26 protein-coding genes and 1 tRNA gene are annotated in these 25,889 nt (G+C 39.0%); 12 read left to right on the top strand and 15 right to left on the bottom strand.

The window, feature by feature from the left end:
- Nucleotides 1-731: 731 nt before the first annotated feature.
- The 4 genes from J7R12_RS02870 to J7R12_RS02855 form a co-directional block, all read right to left on the bottom strand.
- Complete coding sequence (locus tag J7R12_RS02870) at nucleotides 732-1,358, bottom strand: DNA-3-methyladenine glycosylase I (RefSeq protein WP_126603655.1); 627 nt, start codon at nucleotides 1,356-1,358, stop codon at nucleotides 732-734.
- Complete coding sequence (gene xseA, locus J7R12_RS02865; RefSeq protein WP_126603656.1) at nucleotides 1,336-2,766, bottom strand: exodeoxyribonuclease VII large subunit; 1,431 nt, start codon at nucleotides 2,764-2,766, stop codon at nucleotides 1,336-1,338. The genes J7R12_RS02870 and xseA overlap by 23 nt, the downstream gene beginning before the upstream one ends.
- A gap of 230 nt (nucleotides 2,767-2,996) precedes the next feature.
- Nucleotides 2,997-4,628: an ABC transporter substrate-binding protein gene (locus tag J7R12_RS02860; protein ID WP_126603657.1), complete on the bottom strand. Its 1,632-nt coding sequence runs from the start codon at nucleotides 4,626-4,628 to the stop codon at nucleotides 2,997-2,999.
- On the bottom strand, nucleotides 4,625-4,768 hold the full coding sequence (locus tag J7R12_RS02855; protein WP_164713735.1) for a hypothetical protein: 144 nt from the start codon (nucleotides 4,766-4,768) through the stop codon (nucleotides 4,625-4,627). Before J7R12_RS02855 ends, J7R12_RS02860 begins: the two co-directional genes overlap by 4 nt.
- Nucleotides 4,769-5,805: 1,037 nt before the next feature.
- Between J7R12_RS02855 and J7R12_RS02850 the strand changes: the two genes are divergently transcribed.
- A complete protein-coding gene (locus tag J7R12_RS02850; protein WP_126603658.1) occupies nucleotides 5,806-6,069 on the top strand; it encodes a DUF6460 domain-containing protein in 264 nt (87 codons plus the stop codon).
- 22 nt (nucleotides 6,070-6,091) lie between these two features.
- On the opposite strand, the gene J7R12_RS02845 is transcribed toward J7R12_RS02850, so the two are convergent.
- The 3 genes from J7R12_RS02845 to J7R12_RS02835 form a co-directional block, all read right to left on the bottom strand.
- Nucleotides 6,092-6,901, bottom strand: a complete 810-nt coding sequence (locus J7R12_RS02845) for a TIGR02186 family protein (RefSeq protein WP_126603659.1) — start codon at nucleotides 6,899-6,901, stop codon at nucleotides 6,092-6,094.
- Between the two features lie 2 nt (nucleotides 6,902-6,903).
- Nucleotides 6,904-7,824 carry a sulfite exporter TauE/SafE family protein gene (locus J7R12_RS02840; RefSeq protein ID WP_126603660.1) on the bottom strand — a complete coding sequence of 307 codons (921 nt, stop codon included), beginning with the start codon at nucleotides 7,822-7,824 and terminating at the stop codon, nucleotides 6,904-6,906.
- 159 nt (nucleotides 7,825-7,983) lie between these two features.
- The gene (locus J7R12_RS02835; RefSeq protein WP_126603661.1) at nucleotides 7,984-8,802 is read right to left on the bottom strand and encodes a hypothetical protein; all 819 of its coding nucleotides are present in this window, start codon (nucleotides 8,800-8,802) and stop codon (nucleotides 7,984-7,986) included.
- A gap of 587 nt (nucleotides 8,803-9,389) precedes the next feature.
- Here J7R12_RS02835 and J7R12_RS02830 point away from each other — a divergent pair.
- The 3 genes from J7R12_RS02830 to J7R12_RS02820 are packed head-to-tail and all read left to right on the top strand — an operon-like array spanning nucleotide 9,390 to nucleotide 12,777.
- A complete protein-coding gene (locus J7R12_RS02830) occupies nucleotides 9,390-10,136 on the top strand; it encodes an electron transfer flavoprotein subunit beta/FixA family protein (protein WP_126603662.1) in 747 nt (248 codons plus the stop codon).
- 52 nt (nucleotides 10,137-10,188) lie between these two features.
- Complete coding sequence (locus J7R12_RS02825) at nucleotides 10,189-11,112, top strand: electron transfer flavoprotein subunit alpha/FixB family protein (protein WP_126603663.1); 924 nt, start codon at nucleotides 10,189-10,191, stop codon at nucleotides 11,110-11,112.
- A gap of 3 nt (nucleotides 11,113-11,115) precedes the next feature.
- On the top strand, nucleotides 11,116-12,777 hold the full coding sequence (locus J7R12_RS02820; protein WP_126603664.1) for an electron transfer flavoprotein-ubiquinone oxidoreductase: 1,662 nt from the start codon (nucleotides 11,116-11,118) through the stop codon (nucleotides 12,775-12,777).
- Nucleotides 12,778-13,130: 353 nt separating this feature from the next.
- Here J7R12_RS02820 and J7R12_RS02815 read toward each other — a convergent pair whose 3' ends face one another.
- From J7R12_RS02815 to J7R12_RS02795, 5 genes are all read right to left on the bottom strand, one after another.
- A complete protein-coding gene (locus J7R12_RS02815; protein WP_126603665.1) occupies nucleotides 13,131-13,922 on the bottom strand; it encodes a pyrroline-5-carboxylate reductase in 792 nt (263 codons plus the stop codon).
- A 65-nt stretch (nucleotides 13,923-13,987) separates the two neighbouring features.
- Nucleotides 13,988-14,233 (bottom strand): hypothetical protein, encoded by a 246-nt coding sequence (locus tag J7R12_RS02810; RefSeq protein ID WP_126603666.1) that lies wholly within the window; start codon nucleotides 14,231-14,233, stop codon nucleotides 13,988-13,990.
- A gap of 107 nt (nucleotides 14,234-14,340) precedes the next feature.
- Nucleotides 14,341-14,709, bottom strand: coding sequence for a YraN family protein (locus J7R12_RS02805; protein ID WP_183228392.1), 369 nt, complete (start codon nucleotides 14,707-14,709; stop codon nucleotides 14,341-14,343).
- A 23-nt stretch (nucleotides 14,710-14,732) separates the two neighbouring features.
- The gene (gene rsmI / locus J7R12_RS02800) at nucleotides 14,733-15,620 is read right to left on the bottom strand and encodes a 16S rRNA (cytidine(1402)-2'-O)-methyltransferase (protein WP_126603668.1); all 888 of its coding nucleotides are present in this window, start codon (nucleotides 15,618-15,620) and stop codon (nucleotides 14,733-14,735) included.
- A gap of 652 nt (nucleotides 15,621-16,272) precedes the next feature.
- Nucleotides 16,273-17,367: an Mrp/NBP35 family ATP-binding protein gene (locus tag J7R12_RS02795; protein WP_126603669.1), complete on the bottom strand. Its 1,095-nt coding sequence runs from the start codon at nucleotides 17,365-17,367 to the stop codon at nucleotides 16,273-16,275.
- A gap of 611 nt (nucleotides 17,368-17,978) precedes the next feature.
- Here J7R12_RS02795 and rpmH point away from each other — a divergent pair.
- The 8 genes from rpmH (at nucleotide 17,979) to J7R12_RS02755 (ending at nucleotide 23,975) form a co-directional block, all read left to right on the top strand.
- Nucleotides 17,979-18,113, top strand: a complete 135-nt coding sequence (rpmH, locus tag J7R12_RS02790; RefSeq protein ID WP_005864709.1) for a 50S ribosomal protein L34 — start codon at nucleotides 17,979-17,981, stop codon at nucleotides 18,111-18,113.
- A 128-nt stretch (nucleotides 18,114-18,241) separates the two neighbouring features.
- Nucleotides 18,242-18,634 carry a ribonuclease P protein component gene (gene rnpA, locus J7R12_RS02785; protein ID WP_126603670.1) on the top strand — a complete coding sequence of 131 codons (393 nt, stop codon included), beginning with the start codon at nucleotides 18,242-18,244 and terminating at the stop codon, nucleotides 18,632-18,634.
- Nucleotides 18,624-20,459, top strand: coding sequence for a membrane protein insertase YidC (gene yidC / locus J7R12_RS02780; RefSeq protein ID WP_126603671.1), 1,836 nt, complete (start codon nucleotides 18,624-18,626; stop codon nucleotides 20,457-20,459). The genes rnpA and yidC overlap by 11 nt, the downstream gene beginning before the upstream one ends.
- Nucleotides 20,460-21,107: a ribosome biogenesis GTP-binding protein YihA/YsxC gene (gene yihA, locus J7R12_RS02775; protein WP_126603672.1), complete on the top strand. Its 648-nt coding sequence runs from the start codon at nucleotides 20,460-20,462 to the stop codon at nucleotides 21,105-21,107.
- A gap of 135 nt (nucleotides 21,108-21,242) precedes the next feature.
- Nucleotides 21,243-21,935, top strand: coding sequence for a glutathione S-transferase family protein (locus J7R12_RS02770; protein WP_126603673.1), 693 nt, complete (start codon nucleotides 21,243-21,245; stop codon nucleotides 21,933-21,935).
- Between the two features lie 382 nt (nucleotides 21,936-22,317).
- Nucleotides 22,318-23,142, top strand: a complete 825-nt coding sequence (gene dapB / locus J7R12_RS02765) for a 4-hydroxy-tetrahydrodipicolinate reductase (protein ID WP_126603674.1) — start codon at nucleotides 22,318-22,320, stop codon at nucleotides 23,140-23,142.
- Nucleotides 23,143-23,157: 15 nt separating this feature from the next.
- Nucleotides 23,158-23,778, top strand: a complete 621-nt coding sequence (locus J7R12_RS02760) for a 2,3-bisphosphoglycerate-dependent phosphoglycerate mutase (RefSeq protein ID WP_126603675.1) — start codon at nucleotides 23,158-23,160, stop codon at nucleotides 23,776-23,778.
- Between the two features lie 112 nt (nucleotides 23,779-23,890).
- Nucleotides 23,891-23,975, top strand: a tRNA-Leu gene (locus tag J7R12_RS02755).
- 99 nt (nucleotides 23,976-24,074) lie between these two features.
- Here J7R12_RS02755 and J7R12_RS02750 read toward each other — a convergent pair.
- The 3 genes from J7R12_RS02750 to J7R12_RS02740 form a co-directional block, all read right to left on the bottom strand.
- Nucleotides 24,075-24,278, bottom strand: coding sequence for a helix-turn-helix transcriptional regulator (locus tag J7R12_RS02750; RefSeq protein WP_015399033.1), 204 nt, complete (start codon nucleotides 24,276-24,278; stop codon nucleotides 24,075-24,077).
- Between the two features lie 74 nt (nucleotides 24,279-24,352).
- On the bottom strand, nucleotides 24,353-24,976 hold the full coding sequence (locus J7R12_RS02745) for a lambda exonuclease family protein (protein WP_126603676.1): 624 nt from the start codon (nucleotides 24,974-24,976) through the stop codon (nucleotides 24,353-24,355).
- 1 nt (nucleotide 24,977) lies between these two features.
- Complete coding sequence (locus tag J7R12_RS02740; protein WP_126603677.1) at nucleotides 24,978-25,772, bottom strand: ERF family protein; 795 nt, start codon at nucleotides 25,770-25,772, stop codon at nucleotides 24,978-24,980.
- Nucleotides 25,773-25,889: the final 117 nt, after the last annotated feature.

The following is a 25,889-nucleotide window of genomic DNA, read 5'->3' as shown; positions in this document are numbered from 1 at the left end:
CACGGCAAATTTATAACAACAAAGATTGAATAAACAGACTGACTATAAAATTCCAATTTCGAGGTCCATCATTACTGTGCAAGCACTAAAAATAAGGCCCTAAACAACATACCGTAGCAACTCTTCTTTCCAGCGGCACATTAAGAGATTCAACTCAGCAATTGAGTGGATACAACTCCGTCCGAGCTTAAACATCCTCCTAAAAACTGGAACCATACGCAGAAAAATTACTCCTCAAAAAGGAGAGCTATCAGATAATAAAACGCAACACAAGCATTTGGTAATGAAACACCATACAAATATGCTCAATTGCTCTATATTCAATAAATATATTTCCTTAAATTCAAAAAGTAGAGCAATACAATAATAGCTCCAGATCGAAAAACTTGAAAACTACTTTATCTTCATCAAAAACTATAAATAAAATAACTGCCATTATTATTAAGCGCCATACAAACATCATTAAACAAAGTTTAATAAAAACAATGATATAGATGGCACACATCATATTTTTAGGAATAAAAATTTTAAAAACTATTCCTGAAAAATAATTCACTGATTTTATTTACATTTTCTGAAATCACTGTATCCGTTAAAATGCATTCTATACTATACCATCACGCCAGAAATGATGAGTCAATAGACAACAAGCAAATCATCAAAAGACTATGGAATAGTCTTTTATTTTCTTCTTAAACTATCTCTTTGAAACAAAGGGAGGCTTTGCAAACTTATCGACAAAAACAACCTTCAAGATGATCATTAACAATCCCTACAGACTGCATAAAAGCATAACAAATTGTGGGACCAACAAATGTCCAGCCGCGTTTCTTCAAATCTTTAGAAAGACGAAGAGAAGCAGGTGTTATGGGGTTAGCCAACAGTGTTTGAAAATCTATCTTTTCATAACGCTCCGATTGTGGAGGTTGAAAAGACCAAAAATAACGGGACAAACTCCCCCACTCTGTTATAATTTCCTGTGCTCTAAAGGCATTATGAAGCACCGACCGAATTTTTCCTTGATGACGAACAATGCCTTTATCCTGCATCAATATTTGTACCTTTTTTTCATCGTAATGCGTAATTTTTTCAAAGTCAAAATCATCAAATGCATTTCGAAAAGAAGAGAGTTTTTTTAAAATTGTGAACCAAGAAAGCCCTGCCTGAAAACCTTCAAGACAAATTTTTTCAAACAAACGGCGATCTTCAAAAACAGGTTTTCCCCATTCATGATCATGATAAGCACAATAAAGTGGATCTGTTCCTGCCCACGCACAACGAACTTTTCCATCTTCTCCCATAAGGAGCCCTTCATCAAGCATCCCATTATCCATATTAAAAGAGCGTTCCCTGATCATCTTGCTTCGATTTTATCCGTTTTGATTTTGAAGATCGGTTGAGAGCATGATCATGTGTTGAAACGCTAATTTCACCATCAAAAAAGCGTAAGTTTATTTGCCCCGTTTCGGGAAATTGCCTCAACCGTTTGATGGGCTTATCATCTTGCCCCAAAGCCAAAACAAATCCACGTTCTAAAATATTTTGATACGAAGTACTTTTTAAAAGTCTAAACGCGCCCTCTAGTCGAGCACGTTGTTTTTCTACATTGCAAATAAAAGCACGATGAAGACGCGCAGTATATTCTTTTGTATTGCGTTGTGCTTTTTCAGTATTGAGCAAACGCGGTGCAAGACGGATACCAAGTGCATGAAAATAAAAACGTTTTTTATCGTAACTCACACAAAGCGCACGCTGCAATCGACTTGAAATTTCATCAAAACCACGCCGTGGTAGAGCAAAAAGTTGATCAACAACCGGAAGCCCCCGTATAATAGCACGCAATTTTTGTCGATAAAAATCAAAATAACGCACGAGTCCCTTACGCAAACGTGCACCAAGCGACGCCACATACACTTCGAGATCAAGCTTGACAGGAACAGCTTTTTCTGCTGCTGCCGTAGGAGTTGGAGCACGCCAATCAGCAACATAATCAACCAAAGTCCAATCTGTTTCATGCCCAACAGCAGAGATAACCGGAAGAGCAGATGCATAAACAGCACGAACAACGGCTTCATCATTAAATCCCCACAAATCTTCTAAACTTCCCCCTCCCCGTGCAACAATAATAAGATCAGGTCTTGGCACAAATCCCTCTAAAGGGAGAGCATTAAACCCTTCAACAGCAGCAGCTACTTCCCTCCCACTTGTTTCCCCCTGTACACGAACCGGCCAAACCAAAATATGTAACGGAAAACGATCTGATATACGATGAATAATATCGCGAATAACAGCGCCTGTTGGTGATGTGACAACACCTATAATTCGGGGCATATAAGGCAAAGGTTTCTTTTTGGCTTCGTCAAATAAACCTTCATCCGCAAGCTTTTTCTTGCGATTTTCTAGAAGAGTCATCAAAGCCCCAATTCCCGTTGGCTCCAGCGCTTCAATAACAATTTGATATTTCGATGACCCTGGATAAGTTGTCAGTTTACCAACAGCAATCACTTCCATCCCTTCTTCTGGAGGGAATTTAAGCTTTTCCATAATGCCGCGCCAAATGACAGCCTCCAACCGCGCCTTATCATCCTTTAAAGCAAAGTAAGCATGCCCTGAAGCATGAGCACCACGATAACCTGATATCTCTCCACGCACCCGCACATAACCAAACTTCTCTTCAACAATGCGCTTCAAAGCCCCTGCTATTTCGGAAACACTGAATTCTGCTACATTCGTTGCACTTGCTTTTTCATCAAAAAAATTTACCATTTTTCAATTCACGGAAGTTGAAAGATCAATCTTAACACTCACACAAACATATCTTTAATGAAAATGAAATGTCTCTCTAAACAGAGAGTGTCTTGAAATATTATTCTATACACAACATATCAACCCATTACCACTAAACTTCGACGTTTTGTAAAGCCTTTAAACTATAGACAAAACGTCGAAGAGAGCATGATGATACTCTTGTTGTATTTTACAATACTTCAAACTCCTTATTTTTCAATCGCACTATAAAAGATACGTGGTGCACTATTCCAAACCCATTTTTTAACATCAGGTGTCATTGCGACAATACTATATGTCTGATAGATGAAAGCATAAGGTCCTTTTTGCATAAATTCACGCTGCAAATCAGCGTACATTTGTGCTCGCTTCTGTGGATCTTTTTCAAACAACACGTCCTTAACCTTTTGATTCATAGTTTTATCAAAATATCCATGGCACCAACTAGGATAGCCTGTATTTTTCGCCTCAAACCGATTATCAGGGTTGTAAATAAGGCGTGAAGCCATTGTATAAGGATCTGCAGAGTCATTATTCCATCCGAAAAAAATCGTATCAAAACCACGTGCGTAAAGTTTTGAAAACAACAACGTACCTACAAAACGTTCAATTTTAAAGCGCACACCCACCTTTTTTGCATTGTCTTGGAGTGATTGAGCAATGGGCAAAGCAAACGGGTAAGGAGAGGCTCCTGCAAAAATATTGGCCTCAAAACCATCCGGATAACCTGCCTCTGTTAAAAGTTGTTTTGCTTTTTGAAGATCAAGTTTAAAGGGTTGTCCTTCTTTTTCATCCAAAGCTCCAAGAGTCCCAAGAGGAATAAAGCTTGCACGCGGAATACCAACATCTTTGAGAAGGGTCTTTCCAAGACCTTCATAATCAATAAGATAGCGCATCGCCAAACGCACTTTTTCATTGGCAAAAATGGGGTTTGTCGTATTGAAACCCCATATGATCACGGAGGGTGCCAACACTTTTTCAACCTTAATATCTGTTGTTGCTTGGAGATCTGTCAAATCCTCTGGCATCAGATTACGTGCCACATCAATATCGTGTTTTTCCAATAATAAGCGTTGAGTCCCTGGCTCAGCAACATGGCGAATTAAAATCTTCTTCAATTTAGGTGCTTCCCCCCAATAATTGGAACTTGCACGCAATAAAAGAGCTTCTCCAGGACGCCAACTGCTTAGCTGATAAGGACCAACACAAGCAGAATGGCTAGCCAAATACCGGTTTCCCATATCTCCATCTTGTTCGTATTTCATAATTGTCTCACGATCAAGCAAGGCACCAGTGCGGTTGGTGGAAATATTGCTAAGAATGAGCTCTGCTGGATAAGGCTTATCGAATTTCATCACCACCGTTTTGTCGTCTGGTGCTTGAAAAGCCTCATCAACATTTTGCTCTGTGATACCATATTCATTAAATGTTGCTGCATTGGACAATTTCAATTTAACAACTCGCCTCATACCCCAAACAAGATCATTGGCAAGAGCAGGACGACCATCATTAAACTTTAAACCATCGCGCAGATGAAAAGTAATCACCGTACTCTGGCCATCACTTAAAACATCCCAACTCTTTGCCAAAGAAGGAACCATTTTAGCTGCATCATCGGTAGCAGAAACGACTAAATTATCACAAATATTGTTCACCACTTCAATTCCATAGCGATCATTGAGTTGTGCAGGGTCAAATGTACTTATTGGATCGAGATTCCAAGCCATGACAAGGGTATCGGCAGGTGTTTTTGCTGAAACCTGTTGCACAAACATCCCCAGTGTAATAACAGCAGCAACAAAAGAACTGCTCCCTTTCAATATTTTTCCTTTCAAATTCATAGACTTTTCCTTTTAAGATTATTGGATAATTTTTCCATGCAACAACATGCAAAACAAATAAAATCAGGCTTAGAAAGCACATCTCCTAAAGGCAAAATACCAAAACCTCCAAGAGCAGCAGCCTCTTGCCAAACACGCATTTCCTCCAAAACACGAGAGAGAAAAAACAAAATATGCAATGAAAACAAATCTGATACAGGATGAAAACATTACGAATGACAGCACTTTAATGAATGATGTCACATTATAACTGAGGATATAGAAAACAAAGGTTCCTTTTTTGCTTCATCAAACAGATTCTCTTCTTCAAATTTCGTTTTGCGATTTTCTAGAAGTGTCATCAATTTTTTAGAAATATCATTAAATTGCCCCCAGTTGTTTCAAAAGCCCCAATCATGATTTGATATTTTAACAGTTTGGATAAGGCGTAAGTTGCTAAAATAACCATTTCCAACCCTTCATTCAGAAGGAAATTTTAGTTTTCCATAACTTCACGCCAATAACAACCCTTCATATCCCCCATCTTTTAAGAAAAAAATGAGTAGGACTTGAAGTATAAACACGGTCGTACCCTGATATCTCCCCCACACCCGCACATAACTAATTTTTTTAACAATACATTTTACAATCTCCCCCCCACTCTTTTAGAAACATTCAACTCTATTACACTTGTTATGCCTGTTTTTTTAACAAACAAATTTAGTATTTTAATTTATAGAGATTATAATATCTAATCTTAATACTTATATAATCATAGTTTTATTAAGGATAATAGTCTCTTTCCAAAAGAGAATGTCTTGAAATTACATTCTGTACACAACATATTAATCTATTATAAAATAAAGATATTAAATATTCGACGCACTAAAAAATTCATCATCATGCCAAACGTCGAAACATTATAAAATTCCCTTGCGAATTTATGGAAATAAAAGAATATCCATCAGTTAATGAAAGGAATACTATGAAAATATCTCGAAAAATGCCTACAGAACACGAGCGTGTTTCAGAAACCAGCACAGAGGTTACACCAGTATTAAAAGGCGGCGAGCTCGAAAAGAAAGTAAGGAGAAACAAAAGAAACATTTCTTATTGAGGATAAGTCCTCCATGATATGATGCAAGGAAAACACAATATATCTAAAGATATATCCAAATGAACAAAAGGAAAAATATGTATGTCCAATTCTTTTCACGCGTTTCTTGGAGGAACATTAGGGCGTGTTGCTATCAAGCTGCTCATGCTTTCACTTCTTGTTGGTATCGTGCTGAATTTTCTCGGATGGACTCCTCGAAGTCTTGTGCGAACAATAACAGAATTTTTTAAATCTTTGTGGGAAACAGGATTTATAACTCTTACAAACTTTTTCCATATGACCATGATGGGAGCCATCATTGTTGTGCCTATTTTTCTTCTTTTACGCATTTTGCATAAAAAATAAATGCCTTAGCTTTTGCCTTTTTCTAATCTTTTTGAAAAATCAAACGACATAAAAAGCCTGTACTAACAGCTACAATCACGGCCACAACACCATATAAGAAACTATATTTGTGGGCAGCGTGAAAAATTGTATAAGCAATATGTGCTTTAACAATTTCAAGAGTTGTGGTTGCACGATCAATAAATTGCCCATCGCGAAAAAGATAAGCGCGGACCTGATAATGTCCAACAGGCGTATTAGCCGGCAACCGAAAATGTGCTGTAAAAAGCGCACCAGAACCAAAACGCACACCACCCACTTCCTCATGATAAAGATTTTTGGTCTTTTGCAATTTTATAAGTTCATCACGAAAAATTTGTACTTTCCCCAAATCTTGTTCATCCGTCTGCAACAACAAATAAGATAATCCTAACCCCAAGCGTTTATAATCTTCAACGCTAGTAATCTCATCAATCTCACGCGTCGTGACCATAGAATAAAAGAGAGGAACATTTTTAAAAGTGAGGGAATCTGTGTTAACCCAAACACCAGCATTCCGTTTCTTTTCCCGCATCACCATAGTCCGAGCCGGCCCCTCTAGGCTGACAACAACATCATAACGGCTCTGTTGAGAATGTAATGGATCGATATTTTCCAAAACACCAGCAATATAAAGATCACGACCATCAAAATGTGCATCAACCGTAATTGTCTTAGTTGTTACGATAATTTGGATAGTTTCGTGATCAAATTGATCAACAAATGCAGCTTTTGCCCCAACATTTGCCCACGTAGAAAAAGGCACCACAAAAAAGCAACCAGTAAAAATGCATAAAGAAAATAATCTACCCATTTTCATCTCATCAGAATATCCAGAGAGAAAAGATTATCGGGGCGTACAAATAATTGAAAAGCAAGACGCATACATACAATCAACACCAAAAATGCAAGTGCCATACGCAATTGTTCCGCCTTCAACTTGCGTCCAGCCCTTGTTCCATATTGTGCCCCAATACTTCCCCCAAGCATCAGCAAAAAAGCCAAAACAATATCAACTGACTGATTACTCACACTTTGTAAAACGGTCGTGAAAGAGGACACAAATGTAATCTGAAAAAGTGAAGTTCCAATCACCACACTGGTTGGAACACGCAAAAGGTAAATCAACGCTGGTATCATAAAAAATCCCCCGCCAATTCCCATAATAGAAGACAATAACCCAACAATAAGACCAATCCCTAAAACTGGAATGATGCTGACATATATCATAGATGTCCGAAAACGCATTTTGAATGGCAAACGATGAATCCAATTATGCCTCTTAGCAAGACGCATATTGATTTTGGGTGCCTTGCGCTGGCGCAGCATATCGCACCAACTTTCAATAATCATCAAACTTCCTATGCTTCCAAGAAGAATCACATAAAGAAGCGAAATCATGAGATCTAATTGCCCCAATTTTTTCAGAACAGAAAAAATCTGTATCCCGATGACAGAGCCTATTCCCCCTCCCACTGCTAAAAGAAGACCAAGTTTGATATCAAGAGTGCGTCTTCTAAAATGTGTAATGGCCCCTGTCACAGATGATGCAATCATCTGATTGGCTCCTGTTCCAACAGCAATAGCAGGAGGAATATTATAGAAAATCAATAAAGGCGTGATGAGAAACCCGCCGCCAATACCAAAAAGACCTGAAAAAAAACCAGCAACCCCCCCCATACCAATCAAGATTAGCATGTTGAGTGACATTTCAGCAATTGGTAAATAAATACTCACTTACAGAACCTTCAAGATCTTTTGAGGTTTTTAGATAGAGAGCCCCTCTCCAACAATCCCCTTCTTCAATACTCTTTGTCGCATATTTTAAAAAATAATTTAAGATGCCATCCATGCTTTTGCAAAATCATGTGTGCAAAACATCTTATATCAATGACCCTAAATCATAAAATTTAAAAGAGCCCCTCTTAAAAAGTCATAAAAGCATACCGTTATCACAGCCATAAATGCAACGACTAAAAAACAAGGAAGTATTTTTTTTACAAAAAAACGTAAAAAAGAAAAATGCCTCTGAGGCTCTACCTTTAAGGAAGACAACGATTCACTCTCAGTGCAATGACCAGATTCTTGAACATCCGAGCGCCTTTCTTCTCTTGCGGAATGCCCCACAAGCTTCACAGTCTCTTTTGAAGGAGTCTTCAGAACATCACTTGGTAAAGAGCTTTTATTCCCTTGTTGCAAAATATTTTCAACATTTTTGGGATTTGGCGTTATGATGTTTTGTCCAGAAAAATTTGCTCCCTCTTGAAGCATCGAGCGTTCTTGATTTTTTTCACATGCCATATGAGCCAGGTGCTGCACAACAGAATCAGATGATTTTGAACGAGACATACGCCGTGTTATCACTGCTTCTTCTAAGATTTTCTTTTCGCTCTGCAATCCCTGAACAAGCGTTTTAATCTGCTCTAAACACGCAAAAAGCTTTTTTTCTTTTTGACGGCGCATAGAATACTCAGCCAAAATTGCCCGACTAATATCATCCAAGTAAGATTTAAAATCCTCTTCCACAGGACTTTGCGATACCGAATGACGAGGCGTGTGCTTCATTTGCATTTGTGCATAAACAGAGCGTAATTTTTTAGCAATATCCGACATCGTTACTTCCGTAGACGTGTCCTTCCCCTCCTTTTGTTCAACAACAAAAAAAGAAGGGTTGTCATGCTTAACCTGCTTTATAGTATGACTCTTGGTATTCAAAAACGCTATTCCCTCATTATCCTTACAAATGCTACGCTTTCTTATTTTTTTGCAAAGAATCGCACAAATGATAGAGAAATGTGCTCTACTTTAGTAAATAGAGCTTTAAGAACTTCTAAAAATATTCAAATAAACCATATTTGATTTTACTTTTCCTAAAGTCTAAATGGAAAAATCATGCCTCTTTTTAGCTTTTTCACCCTTTTGTCCTTATATTCAAGAACTCTTATCCCACCACAAACTGTACATGCGGAACAAAAAAAGACTCTTTTCATTTTGCTCTTTGGATACTATTTTCCATCGCTTTTATTTTAAGTTTCTTTAACACTATCTTATAAACTATGACCAACGCATTTATTTCAAATAAAGGCATATTGTTTTTTCTTTTTATTCAAGCAAAGGTAACAACTATTTAAAGTGCACAAAAAACAAAATGAGAGACGCGTAACATTGAGAAAAAGGTATAAACAGATGCAAGAAAGCTTATATAATGGGAAAATCAATGATAAATGAAATTCAATTCTAAACGATTTGGTTTCTTGTGAAGATTACTATAAAGTTGTAGTCAAAAAACAAAGAGGATCATCATGAAGATAATTGTCGCTGTCAAACGTGTTGTTGATTATAATATCAAAATACGCGTCAAACCTGATAGCACAGGCGTTGATTTATCCCACGTAAAGATGTCTATGAACCCTTTTGACGAAATTGCCGTGGAAGAGGCAATTCGCCAAAAAGAATCCGGCAAAATTTCCGAAGTTGTTCTCGTTTCAATTGGACCAGAAGCTGCACAAGAAACTTTGAGAACGGGACTCGCAATGGGTGCTGATCGTGCCATCCTTGTAACAACGGAAAAAACACTCGAATCCTTAGCAATCGCTAAGATTCTTAAAGCTATTGTTCATGAAGAAAAACCAGATATGGTCTTTTTGGGAAAACAAGCCATTGATGATGATAACAACCAAACCGGACAAATGCTAGCAGCTCTTCTTGGCTGGGGGCAAGCAACTTTTGCATCGCATTTCAACATAGAAAACGGGCATGCAACAGTTACCCGCGAAGTAGATAACGGCACTCAAACCATTCGCCTCCCCCTTCCTATAGTGATGACCGCTGATCTACGCTTAAACGAACCGCGTTATACTTCTCTACCCAACATCATGAAAGCAAAAAAGAAAGCCATCGAACAAAAAGCACTTGCTGATCTTGGCATAGATACGCAACCACGCTTAACAACCTTAAGCGTTGAAGAACCAAAACCCCGCCAACCCGGTGTTAAAATGGCTCATGTAGCAGAACTTGTAAGTGTTCTAAAACGAACAAATTGTATTTAATATTTGAGAACAAAGTGATCAAAAGAAAAACTGCGTAAAAAGGTAAAAAGGTATGGCAATTCTTTTATTGGCCGAACAAAATACAGAGCAAACCGCAAAAGCACTTACCGCCGCTAACGAAATCAATAACGAAATCGATATTTTGGTTTGTGGAATAAACGTCCAAGCAATTGCCGAAAGCCATGCAAAACTCACTGGTGTGCGCCAAGTGCTTATCGCAGAAGCTGATTATTTAGCCCATCAACTGGCTGAACCTATGGCAAATACAATTGTCAAATTAGCAAAAGATTATGATGTGATCATGGCTGCCTCTACCAGTATCGGCAAAAATGTAATGCCCCGTGTAGCTGCTCTTCTTGATCTCATGCAAATTTCAGACATTATCGCAGTTCTTGCACCAGATACCTTTAAACGACCAATTTATGCAGGAAATGCTCTCGAAACTGTACGCACCAATGATCATCAAAAAGTTATAACAGTTCGTACCGCCGCTTTCACACCAACGGCTTCTCACAATGATAATTCTGCTCCCATTCAGACAATAACACCAGCGCCCAACCCCAATCTTTCTTCTTTTGTGAAAGCAGAAACCAACAAAAGCAATCGCCTTGATCTTACTTCAGCACGTGTTATTATATCAGGCGGACGCGGTCTTGGTTCACAAGAGCAGTTCATGGCACTCCTTCTTCCCCTTGCAAAAAAACTAGAAGCTGCTCTGGGTGCCAGCCGTGCAGCCGTTGATGCTGGCTATGCTCCCAATGATTGGCAAATTGGACAAACAGGAAAAATCGTTGCCCCTGAACTTTATATCGCTGTTGGCATTTCCGGTGCAATCCAGCATTTAGCCGGTATTATGGATGCACAAATTATCGTAGCGATTAATAAAGATGCAGAAGCCCCCATCATGCAAATTGCTGACTATGCCCTTGTAGGCGATCTTCACCATATTATTCCTGAACTGGAGAAAGCTTTATAAGCCATGAATGCAGCTTTGCATCAACAACGTGAGAGTATGGAATTTGACATCGTCATTGTCGGAGCGGGTCCCGCAGGACTTTCGGCAGCAATTCGTCTCAAACAGATTAATCCCGAACTTTCTGTCACAATTGTTGAAAAAGGGACCGAAGTTGGTGCACATATTCTATCAGGGGCAGTTGTTGACCCCATTGGCATTAATACACTCTTGCCAGAATGGAGAAATGAACAGGATCATCCCTTCAAAACCTCTGTCACCAGTGATCAATTTTTTTTTCTAAAGCCAAAACACGCCACACTCTTTCCCAATATTTTTTACCCTAAAATCTTATCCAATGACGGATGCTATATCGTTTCGCTCGGTGATGTTTGCCGTTGGCTTAGCAAAAAAGCTGAAGCACTAGGCGTAGAAATCTATCCTGGTTTTTCGATCACAGAGACCATCCAAAATGATAAAGGAGCCATCATCGGTGTTCTTACAGGTGATATGGGCGTTAACAAAGATGGAACTCCTGGGAAAAATTACATGCCTGGTATGACTTTATTGGCAAAATATATTCTCATTGCAGAAGGCGCACGTGGTTCCATTGCCAAACAACTGATACAAAAATTTGATCTTAGCAAAAACCGTGAACCACAAAAATTTGGTCTCGGATTCAAAGAGCTCTGGGAAATTGATCCCCAAAAACATAAATCCGGTTTAGTCCAGCATTTCACGGGGTGGCCCTTAGAGGATGATACCGGCGGTGGAGGCTTTCTTTATCATCAGGAAAACAATTTAATTTCTGTAGGCTTTGTTGTCCATTTAGATTATAAAAATCCTTATCTCTCTCCCTTTGAAGAATTTCAACGTTTTAAAACACATCCCAAACTCTATGAGATCTTCAAAGGCGCAAAACGCCTTTCCTATGGGGCACGTGTTATTAGCGAAGGAGGGTGGCAATCTGTACCAAAACTGACCTTTCCTGGAGGAGCGCTTATTGGCTGTTCTGCTGGTTTTGTCAATGTTCCTCGTATCAAAGGCTCACACAACGCCATCTTATCTGGCATATTAGCAGCCGAGAAGATTGCTACAGCTCTTGCGCAAGGACGTGCTCATGATGAAGTCAAAGAAATCGAAGAACATTGGCGAAAAGGGCCCATTGGCAAAGATCTTTATAAAGTGCGCAATGCCAAACCACTTTGGGCAAAATATGGTACAAAATACGGGATTAAACTTGCCGGCTTTGATATATGGTGGCAACAACTTTTTGGCTTTTCTTTATTTAAAACACTCTCCCACGGAAAAGCAGACTATGCATGTCTTGAACCAGCAGAAAAATTTAAACCCATTGCTTATCCAAAACCAGATGGTATTGTCACCTTTGATCGCCTTTCCAGTGTTGCACTTTCCAATACGCATCATGAAGAAAATCAACCATGCCATTTAAAAATATCTTCATTAGAAAAACAAAAAGACTCTGAATACGCAATTTATGCAGGACCTTCTACCCGCTATTGTCCTGCTGCTGTCTATGAATGGCTAAACCATCATGATCAGACAACTTATGTTATCAACGCTTCAAACTGTATACACTGTAAAACGTGCGATATCAAAGATCCCAACCAAAATATTCATTGGACCTGTCCGCAAGGCAGCGAGGGTCCCTTGTATTTGAACATGTGATCATTGTTCATTCCACAAAAATGAGAGTGTACAAAACACAATCAACAAAGGGAGCCTCTCCAATCAGAACCTCTTCTGTGTCTTTCAATGCATGTTTTCCTTCACAAGTAAGACACGCTTTATTATCACTCCCACAACAAAATACTTTCAACAACCACATCATTTTTATCAGAAAAAAACTATAATATTCTGTTCTTAAAGACTGTTTACCTATCAACTTATGACTGTAGAAAAAATTCTGCTTGCTTTTAAAATGTTTATAGCAGACGATCCGGTAAAACCGCGTTCACGTCACTCTCAATACACGCCCTAATACCTCTTTCATTAAAATCAAAAAATACAAATCAAACATTTTAATGAGAGAACGAAGCATTCATTTTTTGCAAAGTAGTCTCGAGAGCTGTTATTAAAGCGTCCCTTCCCCCTTGGCGAGAAAAACAGTTCGACAAAAGTTCATTTGTACCTCCCTTTGTTGAAAACTCTTTCTCAAGCAATGCAAAATCAAGAGAGGATGGACCATCCATTGCTGTAATTCTGCGCATTTCATCCGTAAGGTTCCCAAACATCATAGCAAGAAAATCCGCTGCTTGCTGCTTCTTTAACCCCTGTATTACAAACCATTGATGTGCTGTTTCTATAAAATTAAAATAAACTCCCATAAGTGAGCCAGCCGTCATGAAAAGATTAAACTGCTCTTCTGCATCCAGTACCAACGTGCCTCCCAACGCATCAAATAAACGGCGTAAAAAGGGATGATCAGGATAAATTGGTGTCAAATTTTTACATTCTGCCACAAAAGGAAGCGGAACAGCACGATAAACCTTATGGTTGATCCACTCTTCAACTTCTGCTGCTTTTGCCATAGCAAGTACAGAAACAACAAGCTGTTTGGGATGAAAGCGAAGAGAACTTAAAACTTCTTTAGCAACTTGGTTAGGCAAACAAAGAAAAACGCAATCACTCACATCCAGCAACGCTTGATTATTTTCAGCAATGATAACCTTATCATACTTGTGCGAAAGATACTCTGCACTTTGTGCGTTCCGTGGTGAAATGATAAGAGAAGGAACATCAAAAGCACTTTTCATTAAGCCATCAATCATTGAAGAACTGATTTTACCTGTTCCCACAAAGCCAATTTTCATTTCTACTCCTTATCTCTTATCATTCTAAAGGAAGATTCCACCAACAACGCATACATTTTAACGCATTAACTCACATAAATAGTAATTGAAGAAGCAACACACAACATAGCAAGAATAATCAATCCCAAATAGACTTTAGGCTTATCAAAGAGAACCGCAAAAGCAGAAAACCAACCAACGATAGCAGCCGCTAGTGCAAATAAAAAACCTGGTTTGTTCATAAGGACAATATGCATTGCCATTAAACCACCAATAATTAGCGCTCCAAAAACAATCAACAAACCCGTTGCAAATTTTTCATAATCGTCCATATCTCGCTCCTCATAACGCTCAAATTGTGACGCACTGTTTCCTACCCCATCTGTCTATAAAAACAAAATGTTTTTCATCTACCATGGTTAAAATGATGTAGGAACTCTTATTTATCAGATGTAAAAAAAGCAGGAATATGCTGGGGCCAACGCCACGGCAAAATTGCTATGAGGTCAAAGCGTACACATAAAAGAGCATGATCTTTTTGTCGTGCGAGCCAAATATCGGCTGCTGCTTCAATTCTCCTCTCATTCATCCGAGAAACCGCAGCCATTGCTTCAGCCAAGGTTGAACGTGCTTTAACCTCCACGATTAAAACAAGATTTCCGCGCCGCGCGATTAAATCAATTTCACCACACTTTGTTTTAAAACGGATTTCAGCAATATGAAATCCTTTAAGTCGCAACCACCAAGCAGCCCATTTTTCTGCACGAACACCTCGATAAAAAGACTTTTGTCTGCGCTCTTTTTGCATAAACTTACGCATCCTTTAAAGTTTTACGCATCTTTCAAAAAAATCAACCGCTGGAAAAGGTCTTGCTTTTTTAAACCTGTTTTCTTAGCCGCTAAAGCAGCAGCTTGAGCTGCAGAATGTGTACGCGCCAATTCCAATAACATTTCATCAATTTCTTGATTGCTCATCACGTCCAAAGAGGAAAGAGCCTCCCCAACAAGCACAACGATTTCCCCCCGAATATGGTCCTGTTTTCTGTAACTTTCAAATAAATTTCCTAAATTGGAAACATCTATTGTTTCAAACTTTTTTGTTAATTCACGACAAATTGCCGCAGGACGATCAGCCGAAAAAACAGAAACCATATCCTGTAAAGTCTCGACAAGACGATGGGGTGATTCATAAAAAACCAACGTGGCAGGAATGGCTTTTAATTGTTCTAAACGCTTTTGACGCTGAACCTTACGCGCACTTAAAAAACCTGCAAAGAAAAAACTATCGGTGGGAAGCCCTGTCGTGACAAGAGCAGCTAAAAGAGCGGATGCTCCAGGAATCGGAACGATTTTATAACCAGCTTTACGCGCCTCTTCTACCAATCGAAATCCAGGATCAGAAATAAGCGGTGTTCCCGCATCTGAGATAAGCGCTACGCTTTTATTTTCGGCTAAAGCTGCTAATAATTTCGGTCCTGCCCTTTGTGCATTATGTTCATGATAAAGAAACAATTTTTTCTGAATACTGTAGCGTTCCAACAAAACACGCGTCACCCGCGTATCCTCACAAGCTAAAACATCAACGCCTGCAAGCACTTGCAAAGCACGTAGAGTAACATCTCCAAGATTCCCGATAGGTGTTGACACAAGATAAAGCGCTGGTTCTATGACAGGCGCAGAATAAACATGCGTGCCTATAAAATATGTTTTTTCACACATGCTCTTCTTTCATCGACAAAGAACCTTTCTTCATCAGATTTTACTAAAATCTTAAACGCGTGAACATCATCCATTTCTGCCATTTTTTTGCCACCATCAAAAGAGCAATGACTCCAATAATCACTCGTACCATAACAAAAGAGCTTACACCAATGTCGAATTTTCTGAGTGTGATAACGCGTTTGTGATCATCATAGCTTCCAGTAGAATAAATTCCCCCTTCTTACAGCACAATAAGCTTCTATAATTCTCGCAAAACTTTTCCCTGAAGTGACGAGCAATTTTTATATCCGCCTAGATTTTAATCTAATTCCGTTTTTTAAGAGCGCAATATTCTAAATGATTTCATAGACAGTATTTTAAAGTCAGCCTTTTTTACCAATGACAAAACCATCCTCCAAGCAAACATGAACTGTTTTCTCACAACAACTGCACCATTTTTGAATAAACAGAGAGCGTTCGCATTACCACATCTTATTTTGGAATATTTTCCACGGTTTTCGCATCGATATAATCAACATCCAACAATTTGATATTGAAAAATACTTCCTCGTACCTGAACAAAGTCTTTAACCAATTCCTTTCCTTCAGAAAAAAAGCCCTTATATTTTTCTCAATATTGTATCCTCCCCCTCTTAAAAAAAATGTAAATTTAAAAAAATCTATTTTTCACTTGATCAACAATCGCACGATAAAGCTTAGCGTGCTCCTCACCAGGTTTAGCAACAAAAATTGGCACGCCCTCATCTGAAGAAGACCGTAAAGCCGCATCAAGCGGCACTTCTGCTAAGAAAGGCACCCCTCGGCGTTCCGCTTCTGCACGCGTACCACCATAACCAAAAATATCGTAGCGTTTTCGCGTATCAGGAGCAATGAAATAACTCATATTCTCAATAAGTCCTAAAATGGGAACATCCACCTTCATAAACATTTCTATCGCTTTACGTGCATCAACCAAGGCTAAATCCTGCGGAGTAGAAACAATCAACGCACCCGTCAATGGCACTTGTTGAGCAAGTGTCAATTGTGCATCCCCTGTTCCCGGCGGCATATCAACCACCAAAACATCAAGAGGTCCCCATAAAACATCTCTCAGCAATTGTGTCACAGCCGCCATAACCATGGGACCACGCCAGACCACCGGCTTTTCTTCCTCAACCAAAAATCCCATTGACATCAATTTAAGACCGAATTTTTCAAGAGGTCGAAGTTTTTTCCCTTCGATATGTTGCGGTTTTTGGTTAACAAGCCCTGTCAAACGCGGCAAAGAGGGACCATAGATATCTGCATCCATCAACCCCGTTTTGAAACCAGAATCTTGTAAAGCAAGAGCGATATTGATTGCCATTGTAGATTTGCCAACGCCCCCCTTTCCAGAAGCAACGGCAATCACATGCCGAACATCTTCTATTGGCATTTTTACAGGCAATGCATGTGTTCTCCGTTTTGGTGTAGAAAAAACTGTATCTTTATGAACCTGAGAAGATACCGTTGGTTTTTTTTCTGCCGTAAGTGTGACAACAACAGATTCGACCCCCTCCATAACACACACCACTTCTTCAGCAGCACGACGCAACGGCTCCCATTCTTGCACACGCCCATCTGGAACTGTAATGGAGAAGAAAACTTTTCCCTGAGCAATCAATATTTCTGAAAGAAGCCCCAAGGATACAATATCACTTTCAAAATCCGGTCCTTTGATTTTATGTAACGCGTTGCGAATAGCCTCACTTGTGATAGGACTCACACTCTTTCCTCTCTATATAAATTTCAGAAAATAGGACAATAAGGACGAAAAACACTTCAACTTCATCATCTGAAACTTCTCACTTTATGAGAATGACAAAATGTAAATTATCTTATACTCTCTCTCTTTATATCTCTTTTAAAACACTAAACAAACCTCAAATAAAAAACTCGACTATAAAATCCTCTTAAATGATGGTTATCAGGCTCTCTCTTTATAAATGTTCTAAAGCCTTTAAGAGGCAAAACTCACGCAAACTTCTTATCTACAACAAGCACACGTCATCATTATACAATAACAAATCACGATTTTTTCTCCACTCTTTCTATAACGTTGTGAGTATCCACTTGTGTTACAACAGAAATAATTGTAAAATACCTCATTGTAACCAGCAATTATTTTCCTTAACTGTTTTTAAGTATTACGAACAAAATCACTTCCTCGAAGGATTTTTTTGTATTTTTAAAAAGAGCGAAAAAGAAACTGAGATTGACTTTTTTTATGTTTTTGCCTATGGGTTAGCAATCGTATGATAGGATAAGACTGTTCATCTAGCGCATAGTTTTGCCCATAGAATTTAAGAAGGGCCGCACTCCGCGGTATTTAAATAAATGAAACGTACTTACCAACCATCTAAATTGGTCCGTAAACGCCGCCATGGGTTTCGTGCTCGTATGGCGACAGCCGGTGGCCGTAAAGTTATCGCTGCAAGGCGTGCTCGTGGGCGTAAGCGGTTATCCGCTTAAGCATTTAACTTAACCATAAATTTTCACAAGAGTTGAAGAGTGTTCATCATTTCTTCGTTGTGGAACTTTCGTTATGAACCTCCAGTGCCTGCTTTTGCAGGCATTAGTAAAATTGCGAAACGCTCTTTATGAAGAAAAAACCTCCCTGCCGCATTCGCAAAAGAGCAGATTTTTTGTCTGTACGCACAGGAGAAAAGCGACGTGGTCCTTTATTTTTGCTGGAAGTTAAGTCTCATCAGCAAACAGCAGAGATGAAATCTCCTCTTGTTGCGCGTGTGGGTTTCACGGTAACACGTAAAAACGGTAACGCCGTCAAACGCAATCGTATTAAAAGACGTCTGCGTGAAGCTGTGAGAGTTGGGTTAACAGATAACATGGAAGCAGGAACAGACTATGTTATTGTAGCACGTCCTGATGCACTTCATGCGCCTTTTACATCTTTGATCAGTGAATTAAACCGACGAATAAAACCAAAAACAAAACATCAGCAACGCCAACACGGGTGTACGAATGGAATATAACCGCAATTTCTTTATCGCCATTGGATTATCTTTTATCGTGCTTATCGCATGGCAGTTTCTTCATGTTATTCCAAAACAGGCTGAATTACAAAAACAACAAGTCATTGCACAACAATTGTCTAAACAACAATCCGCACTTTCCACTCCTACTCAAAATTCCTCTGATGCTGCACCAATGCACCCATCAGCATCTATCATTGACCACAAAATGACTCCTGAAATACGGAAAGTTGTGTTGGCTCAAACAAACCGTATTGCCATCAAAACCAATGAACTAGAAGGCTCTATTAATCTTGTTGGTGCACAATTTGATGATCTTCTCCTCAAAAAATATCGTCTGACAGTAGAGAAGGAATCACCCGAAATTGCTCTACTGAATCCCAAGGGGTTCACAACGACCTACCTTGCCGAATTTGGTTTTACAAGTTCATCTTTGTCAGCAGAAGCTTTGCCACAATCTGATACCCAATGGCAAATAGAAGGAAATAATACGACACTGACTCCTTCAACGCCCGTTACTTTAATTTATAATAACGGACAGGGACAAATCTTCCGCCGTACCCTTTCTGTTGATGATCATTACATGTTTACCATTGAAGATTCTATCAGCAATGAAGGAGATAAACCGATATATCTCTCGTCCTATGCCCGCGTTGCACGTGCAGCTCCACCAGAACACACAAATGCAACCTATTTACTTCATGAAGGCATGATAGGTATCGCTGGTGCTTCACTTAAAACTGAGAAATATAAAACGCTAGCAGAACTTGATCCCAATCCTGAGAATGGTCAAAAAAGTATGACTTTCTCTAAAGTAACAGGAGGCTGGATTGGCATTACTGATAAATATTGGGCTGTAGCGGTTATTCCTCAACAAGATAAAGAATATACCAGCCGCTTTATTTATTTTGATCGCTTACAGACGCATTATCAATCTGACTTGCTCGGGTCGCTTTTAACGATTGCCCCTAATGAAACAAAAACTGTTACAAATCGTCTTTTTGCTGGTGCAAAACAAGTTGGAATCATTAACCACTATCAAAATGACCTGAAAATTAAGAAATTCGCTCTTTTAATCGATTGGGGTTGGTTTGATTTTATCACCAAACCAATGTTCTCCCTCATTGATATTCTTTATAAGCAAACTAGCAATTTCGGTATCGCTATTCTTCTTGTCACAGTGCTCTTGAAAACACTTCTCTTCCCGCTAGCAAATAAGTCCTACAAATCTATGGCGCGTATGAAACTTATACAACCAATGTTGCTGGAAATAAAAGAAAAATATCCTGATGACAGAACCAAACAACAACAAGCAATCATAGAGTTGTATAAAACACAAAAAATTAACCCTCTTGCCGGTTGTTGGCCAATGTTGGTTCAATTTCCAATATTTTTCGCTCTTTATAAAGTTCTGTATATTACCATCGAAATGCGGCATGCCCCTTTCTTTGGCTGGATTAAAGATTTAGCAGCGCCAGATCCAACGTCCTTTTTTAACCTGTTTGGCTTTTTGCCATACGCAGCTCCAACATTTCTTATGATTGGTGCATGGCCTTTAATCATGGGAATAACAATGTTTTTACAAATGCGTATGAACCCAACGCCTCAAGACCAAACACAAGCGATGATCTTCGCGTGGATGCCTGTCATCTTTACCTTTATGCTAGCATCCTTCCCTGTTGGTCTTGTCATTTACTGGGCATGGAACAATATATTATCGATCATTCAACAAAGTATCATGATGAAACGTCAAGGTGTCAAAATTGAGCTTTTCGATAATCTTAAAGCCATATGGAAAAAATCACCAAAAAAAAGAAATACATGAATGACAAAATGTTCTTCTCTTTCTGGAATTTTTTCTTGCAATTGGATTTTTATTCGTGGTGTGCCTGCAATACACTTTCTTCCACCAGAAGGACCACCTGAGATTGCATTTGCAGGACGTTCGAATGTTGGGAAATCTTCCCTCATCAACGCACTTGTCGAACAAAAAAACTTAGCGCGCACCTCAAATACACCAGGGCGAACTCAAGAGCTTAATTACTTTGTACCTGATGGTTTTAGTGGCCAAGCAGGAGATCTCCCCCCTATTGCACTCGTAGATATGCCAGGCTATGGTTTTGCAAAAGCACCTAAAAATCTGGTTGATGCATGGACACAATTGATTTTTAGCTATTTACGGGGACGTACAACTCTAAAACGTGTTTATGTCTTGATTGATTCACGTCATGGAATCAAAAAGAATGATTCTGATGTTCTCGATCTCCTCGATAAAGCTGCCGTTTCTTATCAGATTGTTTTAACAAAAAGTGATAAAATAAAATCGAATGTCCTTGAAAAATTAACAATAACCACAAAAACACAGCTTCTCAAACGTCCAGCAGCTTATCCTGAACTTCTTGTAACATCTTCAGAAAAAGCATTCGGTTTAGAAGAATTGCGTGCTGCTATTTTGCAAGCGATTGCAGTATAATCTTCTTGTTCTTAAGGGTTTATTAAACATAACTGTGAGCTTCTGTTAATAATCTTGTACTTCTCGTAAAGCATCTTTATAAAATTTCCTATCACTTGAAAGAATTCTCATTAACTCTATTTGATAGTGTAGATTATGTTGACACTTTTTCACTCTCCCCTATCCTCTTCCTCGCGCTTCATACGCCTCATTCTTGGAGAATATGGCATAACCATTCAACTGATTGAAGAACATGAATGGGCTAGAAGACACGAATTTCTTGCACTTAATCCAGCGGGTCAAGTTCCTGTTCTTCTTGATGAACATGAAGTCCCATTATCAGGAGCCATTGTTATCTATGAATATTTAGATGAAACACATGGAAGTTTACGACAAGAAAATAAGTTCTTTCCAGAAAATCCTTTAGGCCGTGCCGAAGTCCGTCGTCTTAATGACTGGTTTTTAAATAAATTTGAAAATGAAGCGATACGCCATATTGTACGGGAACGAATCTATAAACGTGAAATGCCCCTTGCCATTGGCGGTGGTGCTCCTGATTCACAAATTTTGCGCAATGCGCGCGCCAATATTCTTCCTCATATGAACTATCTCGATTGGCTCTGCGCATCTCGCGACTGGTTAGTCGGCTCTGAATTATCGTATGCGGATCTAGCAGCCGCAGCTTCTGTTTCTGTGCTTGATTTTCTGGGAGAAATTGACTGGGAACAATCACCCGCTGCTAAAGACTGGTATATGCGAATTAAATCCCGCCCCTCTTTTCGCTCTCTTTTAACAGATCGCGTACGAGGAATTGTAGCGAGTCCTCATTATACAGATCTTGATTTCTAATCACCTCTCTTGACAAGGAGAAGCACTCTTAACATTATAGAGAAATGCTTCTTCATCAATAAAATCTCAATGATGTTACACACCGCACGAGAGCCTTAACTTATAAGGATAATGCATCATTTATAACGTGAATGGGAACCAAAAAGGAAGAATAGAGCTGGCGTGTTCATCCATGCTACCCAATACATATAAAAAACATATTGCGTAATATCCCATTTTTGACTTCTCTAATGAAAATAAAGATTTCTCATCCTGCATTTCTATCAACTGAAATTTCATAAATAAAAAAGCAAAATTTTTCTTTTATAGAGAAAAAGAACCATTGGAAAGAAGACAGGAATTTGCCTATACTACAAAAGTCAAGTGTCATAAGGAGAGAAATATGCGCCTTACAGTTGTTGGTGCGAATGGAAAAATGGGACGCGAGCTCATTACAGCTATCCAGCGTAGAGAAGACATAGAACTGAGTTCTGTCCTTGTGCGCAAAGGATCGCCTTTTGTAAACAAAGATGCAAGCACACTCATTGGTTCAGATTTTCTTGATATTCGCATTACGGATGATCCCGAAAGCGCGTTTTCTCATACAGAAGGGATTTTAGATTTTTCTCAGCCAGAAGCCAGTCTTCTCTATGCCAATTATGCGGCACAAAAAGGTCTTGTCCATATTATTGGCACAACGGGATTTAGTAAAACAGAAGAAGAAAAAATTGCAGATTTTGCGAAATATACAACTATTGTCAAATCTGGGAATATGAGCCTTGGAATAAATCTTTTAGCAAACCTTATAAAAAAGGCTGCACAAGCATTAGAATCTGATGATTTTGATATTGAGATTTACGAAATGCATCACTCTGGTAAAGTTGATGCCCCTTCTGGAACAGCTCTTCTTCTTGGGCAAGCCGCAGCCGAAGGTCGCAATGTTATGCTCCAAAATGTGCGTGTCAGTGGTCGCGATGGCCATACAGGTAAACGCGAAAAAGGCACAATTGGCTTTGCCTGTTCACGAGGTGGAACAGTTATTGGTGACCACACTGTTACTTTTGCCGGTCCAAATGAACGTATTATTCTCTCACATGTAGCACAAGAACGTTCTCTTTTTGCCAATGGCGCCTTAAAAGCAGCTTTATGGGCAAAAGACCATAAAAATGGTCTTTATTCAATGCTTGATGTTTTAGGACTGGACGATAGTTGTCAACAATCAATGTAATTCAGGAAATTCGTAATGGAACGCACGCTTGTACTCATTCGTCATGGACAAAGTGAATGGAACCTCAAAAATCTTTTTACCGGTTGGAAAGATCCTGATTTGACAGAAAAGGGATGTGCAGAAGCAAGTGCAGCAGGAAAAAAACTTAAAGAAGCTGGTTTAAAGTTTGATATCGCTTATACATCTGCCTTACAGCGTGCACAAAAAACGGCTCAACATATTTTAGACCAAATGGGACAATCAGATTTAGAACTGATAAAAACTCCGGCATTGAATGAACGAGATTATGGTGATCTTTCTGGTTTGAATAAAGATGAAGTGCGCCAACAATGGGGAGAAAAGCAAGTGCAAATATGGCGTCGCTCCTATGCTATTGCGCCCCCAAATGGAGAAAGCCTACGTGATACTTGTGCTCGCGTTTTACCCTATTATCTTCATCATATTCAGCCATATATATTACGCTCTCAAACTGTTTTGATTGCAGCGCATGGCAACTCACTTCGTGCTCTTATAATGGCGCTTGAAGGTCTAAATAGTGAAGAAATTATCTCTCAAGAATTAGCGACCGGCATTCCTATTATTTATAGATTTCATTCTGATTCAACAATTGCGGCAAAAACAATCATCACACCTTAAATTTCTAAAATCGTGGTAAGTTCAAAGAATCCAATTCAATCATTTTGCGCTACAGAATAAATTCTATAATTTTATTGACAGAGTTGTTTTACAAGCTTAGATCAATTTTATAGCCCAGATGGCGGAATTGGTAGACGCGCAGGTTTCAGGTACCTGTGCCGCAAGGCGTGGAGGTTCGAGTCCTCTTTTGGGCACCACTTTTTGCTTTGAACATATTGAAATATATAAGTTTTTTCTTTAATTGGTAATTTTTAGACCACCTTTTAGACCACCTTCTATAGTTTATATAACTTTATCTAATTTGTTCTTATTTGCTCCTTATTTTTCTTTGGAGTGAATGCCAAAATCTCTTTCTTTCTCCATCTCACTGCTCTACCTAGTTTATAGGGCTCAGGAAACTCTCCTTGAAGCACCCAATTGCGAATCGTTGTTGTGGATACGCTAAAAAGCTCCGCACATTCACGTGTCGTTACATATCTATCGCCATCATCAAATATCATCTCATTACCTTTCTCTTTTTTATATTAATTAAATGGGCGGGGATGCTCGGGAGGAGAAGAGCACCCCCATAAGTTTAAGCAGCTTTTGTCAAAATCTTTTGCATCTCTTGTTCTATTTCCCCTAAAAAGACTTCAACTGCTTTGTTAATCTCTTCAATGTGTTTCTCATCACGGAGGATGCGTTTGATTTTCATTCTCAAACCAGTAGATTTGCCTACAAAGTTTGGATTATAGCTCATGAAATGACACCATTTGCGTCCTGTGCATGCCATTTGGAATTGCATCTGCGCGTGATATTCAGGCTTGATTTCGTTATCCATAAAAAAGCGAAGATGAGTCGTTGATTGTGGACATTTGACTTCAATTAAACCGTCATCACCAACAAACCCATCAGGACTAGCCCCTGCCATTTCCATTTTTGGGTGTGGGATAAACCCGCATCTTGTAACATTGGTGTCATAAATGAGTTCATATTCTTTCAAGGCATTATCCTCATGTTCAATGCCCCATTGCATAGCAGGTGTTGTATAAGATTGACTTATTTCTCCTGTTAAGCGCTCTGTCATGAGTTTCATTTTGTAGTCTTCATATTTGCTTGTAGGCAAACCTTTTGCTGTCTTACTGAGTATGTTGTAAATGTTTGATGCAGTGACTTTGCCTAAGCGCGCTTGAAACCATTCTGCTGTCCTTTGTTCCATCTCACACCGCCGTTCCCTGTTCGTGTGGTGTTACTATATCGGCGTCTTGTATAGTAGAATCTGTTTCTACCTTTTGTTTGTTTTGTTTATCTTTCAAAAGATGTAACACCGTTTGTGCTTGTCCTTCAGACATATCGTCAAGCTTTTTGACTTTGACATAAGCAAGTATTTTTTCTTCTTCTGTATTTGTTTGTACCATAAGTCTTCTGATTTCATTGATCTGTTGCGGAAAAGCCTTTTTAATAGGTGCGTTCCCATCCGTATCATCATCTTCACTCACGACATTAAGAAGCATACCTAAGAGATATCTGCGTGCGTATGTGATTGCAGAACCAACCGATTGTATAGTTGATTTGCATCCTTTAGTGTCATAAGGAAACTTTCCCTCTGTTGAGATTTTATTCCCAGATGGATGTGTCAAAGTCATTTCTATAATTATACTGTCTGAACTCTGTTCTTTGATACGAGAAAACAAAGAAAACCGGTGTTTTGCAAGAGTATTCTTTACAGCATCAATGTACTGATCAAGGGTTGCATATTGGCTGTTGGTATGGGTGTTTGTAGAGTTTTTTTGTATTTTTTGATATTCTGTTTGCATATTCGAAAGATCACTGGCAAATCTTTCGTAGTTTTGCCTTTCTATTTCTTTTTCTCGTAAGGCAATGAGACGCTCGAGACGGTCCATATCGACGTCACTTTCTAAGGCTCTGGTTAAAATGCGTTCCATAGCAGTTTGTTTGGCTGCTAAATGATGTGTTTCTTCAATTTCTGTTAGGTTAGTGTTTTGTTCACTCATCTTGATTTCCTCCATTGCACGCAATTCTCCCGTGGCGTGAATCACGCTTGTTTTAAAAGTTGGTTGTGTGATTAGAAACGGCTTATAGAGATACTATAAGATTAGTCGTTCGTATTT

Source organism: Bartonella vinsonii subsp. vinsonii (genome assembly GCF_902825235.1).
GTDB classification, from domain to species: domain Bacteria; phylum Pseudomonadota; class Alphaproteobacteria; order Rhizobiales; family Rhizobiaceae; genus Bartonella; species Bartonella vinsonii.
Note: the sequence above shows the minus strand (reverse complement) of the source record. Positions and strands in the feature narration are given on the sequence as shown.

Coding starts and splice junctions, on each gene's coding strand:
- J7R12_RS02870 (WP_126603655.1), bottom strand. CDS start 1,358: ATGATCAGGGAACGCTCTTTTAATATGGATAATGGGATGCTTGATGAA.
- xseA (WP_126603656.1), bottom strand. CDS start 2,766: ATGGTAAATTTTTTTGATGAAAAAGCAAGTGCAACGAATGTAGCAGAA.
- J7R12_RS02860 (WP_126603657.1), bottom strand. CDS start 4,628: ATGAATTTGAAAGGAAAAATATTGAAAGGGAGCAGTTCTTTTGTTGCT.
- J7R12_RS02855 (WP_164713735.1), bottom strand. CDS start 4,768: ATGCGTGTTTGGCAAGAGGCTGCTGCTCTTGGAGGTTTTGGTATTTTG.
- J7R12_RS02850 (WP_126603658.1), top strand. CDS start 5,806: ATGTCCAATTCTTTTCACGCGTTTCTTGGAGGAACATTAGGGCGTGTT.
- J7R12_RS02845 (WP_126603659.1), bottom strand. CDS start 6,901: ATGGGTAGATTATTTTCTTTATGCATTTTTACTGGTTGCTTTTTTGTG.
- J7R12_RS02830 (WP_126603662.1), top strand. CDS start 9,390: ATGAAGATAATTGTCGCTGTCAAACGTGTTGTTGATTATAATATCAAA.
- J7R12_RS02825 (WP_126603663.1), top strand. CDS start 10,189: ATGGCAATTCTTTTATTGGCCGAACAAAATACAGAGCAAACCGCAAAA.
- J7R12_RS02820 (WP_126603664.1), top strand. CDS start 11,116: ATGAATGCAGCTTTGCATCAACAACGTGAGAGTATGGAATTTGACATC.
- J7R12_RS02815 (WP_126603665.1), bottom strand. CDS start 13,922: ATGAAAATTGGCTTTGTGGGAACAGGTAAAATCAGTTCTTCAATGATT.
- J7R12_RS02810 (WP_126603666.1), bottom strand. CDS start 14,233: ATGGACGATTATGAAAAATTTGCAACGGGTTTGTTGATTGTTTTTGGA.
- J7R12_RS02805 (WP_183228392.1), bottom strand. CDS start 14,709: ATGCAAAAAGAGCGCAGACAAAAGTCTTTTTATCGAGGTGTTCGTGCA.
- rsmI (WP_126603668.1), bottom strand. CDS start 15,620: ATGTGTGAAAAAACATATTTTATAGGCACGCATGTTTATTCTGCGCCT.
- rpmH (WP_005864709.1), top strand. CDS start 17,979: ATGAAACGTACTTACCAACCATCTAAATTGGTCCGTAAACGCCGCCAT.
- rnpA (WP_126603670.1), top strand. CDS start 18,242: ATGAAGAAAAAACCTCCCTGCCGCATTCGCAAAAGAGCAGATTTTTTG.
- yidC (WP_126603671.1), top strand. CDS start 18,624: ATGGAATATAACCGCAATTTCTTTATCGCCATTGGATTATCTTTTATC.
- yihA (WP_126603672.1), top strand. CDS start 20,460: ATGACAAAATGTTCTTCTCTTTCTGGAATTTTTTCTTGCAATTGGATT.
- J7R12_RS02770 (WP_126603673.1), top strand. CDS start 21,243: ATGTTGACACTTTTTCACTCTCCCCTATCCTCTTCCTCGCGCTTCATA.
- dapB (WP_126603674.1), top strand. CDS start 22,318: ATGCGCCTTACAGTTGTTGGTGCGAATGGAAAAATGGGACGCGAGCTC.
- J7R12_RS02760 (WP_126603675.1), top strand. CDS start 23,158: ATGGAACGCACGCTTGTACTCATTCGTCATGGACAAAGTGAATGGAAC.
- J7R12_RS02750 (WP_015399033.1), bottom strand. CDS start 24,278: ATGATATTTGATGATGGCGATAGATATGTAACGACACGTGAATGTGCG.
- J7R12_RS02745 (WP_126603676.1), bottom strand. CDS start 24,976: ATGGAACAAAGGACAGCAGAATGGTTTCAAGCGCGCTTAGGCAAAGTC.
- J7R12_RS02740 (WP_126603677.1), bottom strand. CDS start 25,772: ATGAGTGAACAAAACACTAACCTAACAGAAATTGAAGAAACACATCAT.